The organism is uncultured Thiodictyon sp., assembly GCA_903837595.1.
GTDB lineage: Bacteria > Pseudomonadota > Gammaproteobacteria > Chromatiales > Chromatiaceae > Thiodictyon.
On record CAILVI010000213.1, the window covers coordinates 24,093 to 31,360 of the forward strand.

Annotated in this window: 7 protein-coding genes; all 7 read left to right on the top strand. The window is 64.5% G+C overall.

Going from position 1 to position 7,268, the window contains the following annotated elements; translation table 11 throughout:
* Positions 1–84: 84 nt before the first annotated feature.
* Positions 85–1,515 (top strand): TIGR04222 domain-containing membrane protein, encoded by a 1,431-nt coding sequence (locus QZY44_RS11520; protein ID WP_295446317.1) that lies wholly within the window; start codon positions 85–87, stop codon positions 1,513–1,515.
* A 207-nt stretch (positions 1,516–1,722) separates the two neighbouring features.
* Positions 1,723–1,869: a hypothetical protein gene (locus QZY44_RS11525; protein ID WP_295446320.1), complete on the top strand. Its 147-nt coding sequence runs from the start codon at positions 1,723–1,725 to the stop codon at positions 1,867–1,869.
* A gap of 14 nt (positions 1,870–1,883) precedes the next feature.
* A complete protein-coding gene (locus QZY44_RS11530) occupies positions 1,884–3,320 on the top strand; it encodes a cache domain-containing protein (protein ID WP_295446322.1) in 1,437 nt (478 codons plus the stop codon).
* 13 nt (positions 3,321–3,333) lie between these two features.
* Positions 3,334–3,972, top strand: a complete 639-nt coding sequence (locus QZY44_RS11535) for a response regulator transcription factor (RefSeq protein WP_295446324.1) — start codon at positions 3,334–3,336, stop codon at positions 3,970–3,972.
* A 442-nt stretch (positions 3,973–4,414) separates the two neighbouring features.
* Positions 4,415–5,401 carry a hypothetical protein gene (locus QZY44_RS11540; protein ID WP_295446326.1) on the top strand — a complete coding sequence of 329 codons (987 nt, stop codon included), beginning with the start codon at positions 4,415–4,417 and terminating at the stop codon, positions 5,399–5,401.
* Between the two features lie 227 nt (positions 5,402–5,628).
* Complete coding sequence (locus QZY44_RS11545; protein WP_295446328.1) at positions 5,629–5,949, top strand: hypothetical protein; 321 nt, start codon at positions 5,629–5,631, stop codon at positions 5,947–5,949.
* A 287-nt stretch (positions 5,950–6,236) separates the two neighbouring features.
* A complete protein-coding gene (locus tag QZY44_RS11550) occupies positions 6,237–7,151 on the top strand; it encodes a hypothetical protein (RefSeq protein WP_295446330.1) in 915 nt (304 codons plus the stop codon).
* Positions 7,152–7,268 lie beyond the last annotated feature (117 nt).

Sequence of the window (7,268 nt, forward strand, 5' to 3'; positions counted from 1 at the left end):
CCGACGGTGCCATCATGGACTCAGGCGCCCGACCGCCCGGCGGGTCGCGACGCTTGAGCAAACCACAACGACGGAGGACCGACCATGCGTGTATCCAGTGACTGGCATGCGGCGGCGACTGCCCTTTGGGGGCGCCTGACTGCCCATCCGTTCGAGACCCCGGAAGACGGCCTCGATCTCACCCGCCGCCTGGCCCGCGAACAGGGTTGGACCCTGGAACAGGCGCGCGCCACCATTGAGGAATACCGCCGCTTCTGCTTGCTGTGCTGTGTGGCCGGGGAGCCCATGACCCCGAGCCAGGAGGTGGACGAGGTCTGGCACCTGCACCTGACCTACACCCACGACTATTGGGGCCGGTTTTGCCCCCAGGTGCTCGGTACGCCCCTGCACCATGAGCCGACCCGCGGCGGGGCGGCGCAGGGTCGGCAGTTCCGTGAGCAGTACGCCCGCACCCTGGCCGCCTATGAGCGCTGGTTCGGACCACCGCCGCTGGCCTTCTGGCCTGGGACTCGGGAGCGCTTTTCGGACCCGGCGCGCTGGCGGCATGTCGACCTGCATCGCCAGCTGGTCCTGCCGCGCCCGCGTCCGCGCCCGCGCCTGCCGGGCCGGCGCTGGTGGCTGCCGGGTGCCGCTCTGGTCGTCGGGACCCTGGCCGCGGGGACGGCCGGTGCGCTGCCGCCCGATCCCTTCGATTGGACCGCCGGGCCCTTTCTGGAGCTCTTTTTCGCCCTCGCCCTGGTGGCCTGGGTCCTGTCTGCCTGGCTGCGCTTCCTGTTCCGTGAGACCGGCCCCGGGCGGGCGGACGGTCTGGGTCATTATCAGTTGGCCTATCTGGCCGACGGCCCGGCGCGTGCCGTCAATGCCGGGGTCACGGACTTGCTGACCCGGGGCCTGGCCAGCTTGGACGAGGACTCCCGGTGTCTGAGTCTCAGGGGCCCGGTGTCGCACCTGCCCGACCAGCTGCGGGACCTGGGCACGGCCATCGACCAGTGCGGCACCCCGGGGGCCATGCTGCTGCGCAATGCGACCAGCTGGCTTGAGCCGCTCAAGACCGATCTCGTGTCGCGTGGGCTCGCGCTCTCGGTGCAACAGTCGCGGGCGGTGGGCCGTGCGGGTGCCCTGCCGTTCCTGGCGGTCGCCGCCTTTGGGGTGGTGAAGGTCCTGGTCGGGATCAGTCGCGATCGGCCGGTCGGCTTCCTGGTTATCCTGATCCTGGTGGTGCTCGCCTTTGCCCTGTCGCGGTTGAGCGGCGTCCCGCTGCGCACGCGGGCCGGTGATCGTGCGCTCTATAAGGCCATGGGTCGGCACGAGCGGTTGATTCGCGCCCCGACCAGCGAAGAGTTGGTGCTGGCCGTCGCCCTTGGGGGCGCCTCCGCCCTGGCCGGCAGCGCCTATGCCGCCTATCAGGGGGTGATTCCACCCAAGGTGTCGGGTGGCGGTGGGGACAGTGGGGGCGGGGACGGCGGTGGTGGGGGAGACGGGGGTGGCGGGTGCGGTGGTTGCGGCGGCGGCTGAGCCTGCCGATGCGCCGGGACTCAGCGACACAGACCATGAAATCAATGCTTGTAAGATTGTGTCGCGTTTCCGGCCCCCGTCTTCCGCAATACTACGGATGCCGGACCAGGTGTCCGGCGCCATCATGGGCTCGCGCGCCCGCCCTAACGGATGCAACCGATTGGGGCTAGAATTACTGGGGAAAATAATAATGATAGAGGGTCGACCATGCGTGTATCCAGTGACTGGCATGCGGCGGAGACTACCCTCTGGGGGCGTCTCACGGCCCACCCCTTCGAATATCCGACGAACGGTATCGACCAGCGTTCTTGCCCCGAGGTGGTGGGCACACCCCTGCAACTGAATACGCGCTGACCGGCCATCCCCCCATGTCATTCAAACTGCGCATCCTGCTGCTGACCATCCTGCCCCTGCTGCTGATGGCGGGGGTCATCGGCGTTGGCTGGTGGATGTCCGCGGGCCTCGCCGAGACCCAGAGCCATCTGTTTCGCGACCGATTGGTCGAGGCGCGGCGGGCCGAACTACGCCGTCTGCTCGACCTGGGGCGCAGTGCCATCGCCCCCATCCTGAAGGAGGCCGCTTTGCACCCCGAGGCGGACCCGGCGTCCGCCCAGGCCGAGGCCAAACGCGTCCTGACCGAGTTGCGTTTCGAGGGTAACGGCTATTTCTATCTCTACGATGCCAAGGGTGTCGTCCTGGCGCACCCGATCAGGCCGGAATGGGTGGGTAAGAACCGCTTGAACCACCGGGACAGCCGCGGCTGCTATGTCATCCGTGAGCTCTTGGGGGTGGCCGCCCGCGGCGGGGGTAGGACCTTCGAGGATCAGGACCGGCTGGGCTGCTATGTGCTGGCGGCCCTGAATCAAACCGACCCGGGCGGCGGCTTCCTGCGTTATCGGTGGGAGAACCCCAGTACCGGACGCGAGGAGGAGAAACTGGGGGTGGTCGAGTTGCTCCCGGCTTGGGGCTGGATGCTCGGCACCGGGCTGTATTACGACAACATCAACGAAGACGTCGACCTGTGGCTGGATCGGGTGCGGCGCAATATCGGCCATACCTTCACCCTCCTGCTGGTGGTCTTGGGGCTGACCACCCTGGTCGCCGCAGTGCTGGTATTGCTGACCAACCTGTACCAGGGCCGGCTCGTCGACCGGCACCTGCAGGCATTGGTTTACCACTACATTACCCTCCAGATCGAAGAGCGTCGCCGCTTGTCCCGCAATTTGCACGATAACGTCAACCCGTCGATCGTGGCCGCCAAGTACCGCATTGAGACGGCCCTGAGCCAGGCCGCGCAGGGCAAGCCCGAGTATCGCGAGAATCTTGTGGGCGCCCTGGAGACCCTGGATACCGCAATTGCGGAGGTGCGGAGCGTCTCGCACGACTTGCGTCCGGGGGTGCTCGACGACCTGGGGCTGGAGCCGGGGCTGAAAGACCAACTCGACGAGTTCGGCAAACGCACCGGCATTGTTTCCAGCCTCACCTATTCCTGGGACCGCCCGCCGCTGGGCGAGATTGTGGAGACCTATCTCTACCGAGTGGTTCAACAGGCCCTGATGAATATCGAAGCGCATGCACGGGCGTCGCATGTCTCCCTGGATTTGCGCCCCGTCGGCCAGTCGGTGCGCCTCGAGGTCAAGGACGATGGCCGCGGATTCGACCCAGCGCATCCGTCGGCAGACCCCGGCATCGGTTTGCGCACCATGCGTGAGCGGTTTGAACTCTTGGGCGGTCAGTTCCGGATCGATAGCGCGCCCGGGCGCGGGACCCTTATCCAGGGCGAAATACCAATCCAAAAACGTTAGTTAAGGGGGCGCTATGAGCGAGTCCATCAGAGTCTTGATCGTCGATGACCATCCTGTGTATCGCGCGGGTCTGATCGGCTGCCTGCGCGAAGACCCCGGGATCGCGGTCATCGGAGAGGCCGGAAACGCTCAGGATGTCTTGCGGGAGGCCGCGCGGCTGAACCCGGATCTGGTCCTGATGGATATCAGTCTGAGTGAGCTGAATCGAATAGAAGGGATCGATGCGACCCGGCGACTTTGTGCCGAGTTGCCGCAGATGCGAGTTCTGATTCTGAGTATGCATAACAAGTCGGGTTATGTGGCGAAAAGCGTGGCGGCGGGAGCCGCTGGATACGTCCTCAAGAGTTCGGGTGGTGCCGAGTTGCTGCGCGGCATCCGGGTTGTCCATGACGGGGTGAGTTATTACGGCAAAGGGGTCGAATACCCACCTAGACCGAGCCCTCTGACTAAACGTGAGATCGAGGTCGTGTGCCACACCGCCAATAGCAAGTCCGCCAAAGACATCGGCAATATCTTGGGAATCAGTGACCGCACGGTCCAGAGCCACTTGGATCACATCTATTGCAAGCTCGACAGTCAACTCGATAGCCACAATGCCGTCGCCCTGACCCTTTATGCCATCAAACATGGACTATGCCTCGGGCTGTTATAGGAGCGGACGGTGGGACCTGCCAGGATCGTATCGGGGTCTAGCATGTCGTCCCGGTGACCATGCTCACGGGCCTTGAGACCGCAAGGAGCGGTGGTCGGAATGGTGATCAAGGCCTCTGCGGCGAGCTCATCGGTCGGCACCCTAGCCCTGCTGGCCGGCGGCGCGAAAATGAGTGCGCCGGGCGGACCGAGCGCCGTGCCGGAACGCCGATCCGGGCTCGCGTTTCAAACCGAATGCCGCTCCGGGCCGGGTGGGTTCCCAGACTCAGTCGTTTTGCTGACCGGTCTTCGGTAGTTCCGGCAATGCGCGGCGGCCGCCATTCCCGGATAGTGGGCACCATCGGTAGCGTCTGTGCTGGACCCGTCGTCCTGCCGGGGGGCATCAGTGACCGTCCGAGGTCATTGATAACCAATATGCAATCTCATGACCGCGGAGTCGACCAATGACCAAGCCAATTGATGTGCTGCGGGTGCTGTGCTGTCTCGCCTTGGGGAGCGTTGCGGCGACGCCGGCGGCCGCCGCCGTGCGGGTCGCCGGCGGGCCGCCGACCGGCGAGTTCATCACCTTTGCCCGGGCGACCTGCGCCGCGCTCGGCTCGCTGTTCTCTTGCAATGCCTTGGTGACCCAAGGGTCGCAGGACAACCTCGAGCGACTGATGCTCCCGTTGACCGATCCGTTGGCGGTCGACTTCGCCTTCGTCCAGGGCAACTTGGCTGACCAATTCCAGCAGCAGCCTGGATCCCATGAGCGCTTTGTTTTAGTGCGCACGATCGCCCGCGAGGCGGTGCTGATGATCATGACGCCGGAGACGGCGCAGGCGGTGAAAGACTGGGAGGGGGTCAATAAGTCTCCATTCCTGCTGTCCATGGGGCTTCCCGGCGAAAAGTCAGGGGACACCGCGGCCTTCCGAGCACTCCAGGCGATACCCTGCTCGCCGTTGAAAGGCCTTGACGTCAAGCAGTACCAGGGGCGTCCGGAGATGATTGAAGCGGTGCGGTCCGGCGCGGTCCGCATCGGTTGGCTGGTTCAGTATCCTAACCCCGACAACGATGCGTTCAAGCTGATCGCCGACAAGGGCCTGGTGGTCATGGGGGTCGTGTTGAAGAAAACGATCGCGGACCCGTGCCCGGTGGTCATTGGGGGCGTCGATCCGGACTTGGAGAAACTGGGCGGACTCTTTGAGGTGAAGGATGTAGCCGCGGCCCCGACGTGCTGGCTCTGGTTTTGCTGGCCCGCCCAACCCATTAGCACCACCACCATCAAGCCCGCCATCCTGGCGCGGGCGTCCACCACCTATCCGGATGCGCACTCGCAGGGTATTCAGAATTCCGCCATTCATGCGATCCAACAAGCGCAGGAACAGGACCTCCTCCCCAAGCCGTCCTGGTCCACGGCCCTGATCACCTTCTTGCGGCGAATTTTCGGGTGAACCGTCGGCGCCAGGCAACGCCTCGACCGGCTCAACGACTAGGAATGACACGATCCTCAACTCATGAAGGTGGAGTGTGCGAATGAAAAGCTCAATTGATTTGCGTTGGTTGCTGTGTGGGCTTTCCTTGGTGACGGTCGCGACGACGTCTTCCGCCGCCGGGTACGCTGTTCTCCTGTAATCCACTGGAGACTAAAGGATCGCAGGACAACGTTGACCGACTGAGGTTGCCGCTGATCGATCCGCTGGCGGTCGACATCGGCTTCGTCAACGGCCACCTGGCCGATCAATTCCAGCAGGAGCCGGGATTCAGCGAGAACTTTGTTTTTGTGCGCAGTATCGCCGGTGAGGCGGTGTTTCTGATCATGACGGCGGAGACGGCGGCGGCGGTGGCGATCATCACTCCGGCCACCCAGCCTCTCGTAACACCGCTCCAGCGGTGTCACGCATGTGTTAGGCGCTCCGCGCCGGGGGGCGCTGGCCGGAACGATGATCAAGGCCGCCGCAAGGACGATCAGGCCCATCGGCTTGCCACCGGCACTCAGTAGTTTTACCGATGCCTGCTCAGTCGTTTCCGTCTGCCGCACTCAGCAGTATTACGGATGCGCGCCCAGGCGTCCGGCGCGATCATCGACGCGGGCGCCCGACCCAATTCTGTTGTTGGTCACCAAGCTTCCGCTTGCTGATCGACCTCGCGAAGCTTAGGCCTCGGTGTCGGCGTTGCGAGGCAGCGCTTCGCAACGCGAGGGAACCATCGGAGCCTTGGGTCAGGCGGGCGTCCCGATCCACCGAATCGATATAGGCAAAATCAACGAGAGTACGGAGGCGGAGCATCATGACTGTGCGAGCTGTGTGGCGTCGTTTCATACTGCGGCCCTGGTATGCCGGGGCCATCGTCTGCTGTTGCGTGCTGGTCCTGAACCTGGCGCTGGGCCTTACCCTGGGGCGGGATTCACTGGCGGCGACGACCGCGACCGCGGCGGCTCCGACCGCCGGGCCTCTGACGGCGGCGACCGACGGCGTCCTGCGCGACCGCGTCACGCGCGATGGGTGGGTGAAGGTCAAGGTGGACTTGGTTCAGCCGAGCACCACCGGGGCGCCGCCGGACCCGGCCCTCCTGCAAGCCGACCTGGATCAGGCGGCAAAGGACCTGCTGTTCGCCTTGCCCCCCGGCGCCTATGACTCGTTGCTGCATGTGCCAGGTTCGGCCGGTCTTACCCTGCGGGTCGATGCCGCGGGGCTGGATGGGCTGCTGGCCTCGCCGTTGGTGGCGGCGGTGGCGGCGGCAGGGGATGCCGATATGCAGCGGATTGCGGCAGGTGATTACCACAACCTGGGTATCAAGTCCGACGGTAGCCTGTGGGCGTGGGGGTATAACGGGTATGGCCAGCTCGGCGACGGCACGAACACGAATCGCTGGAGTCCGGTGCAGGTACTGACTGGGGTCGGCGCAGTGGCGACCGGGGCGCATCACACTCTGGCCCTCAAGACTGACGGCACCCTCTGGGCGTCGGGGTCTAACATGAACGGCCGGCTCGGCGACGGCACAAACACCGATCGCTGGCGCCCAATCCCGGTTTCCGGGTTCGGTCCGCCTTCGACCTCGCCTTCGACCCCCGAGTTCGTTGTGACCAGCATAGTGCCGACACCGAACAGCCCAACCGTCAACGGTAGCTTCAGCGCCGCGGTCACGATCCAGAACCTGGGCGCGACAGCCGCGACCCCGTTAATTCTACTTCGTCACATTTAACGCTTTGAAATATAATCAAAAGTGGTATAAAATAGGAGCTTGATTCGAGTCCTTGAGAACGGCCACGCGGATGAACCGAGGCCCACCGGAACCAACTTCCCTTTAAGAGGATTCAAG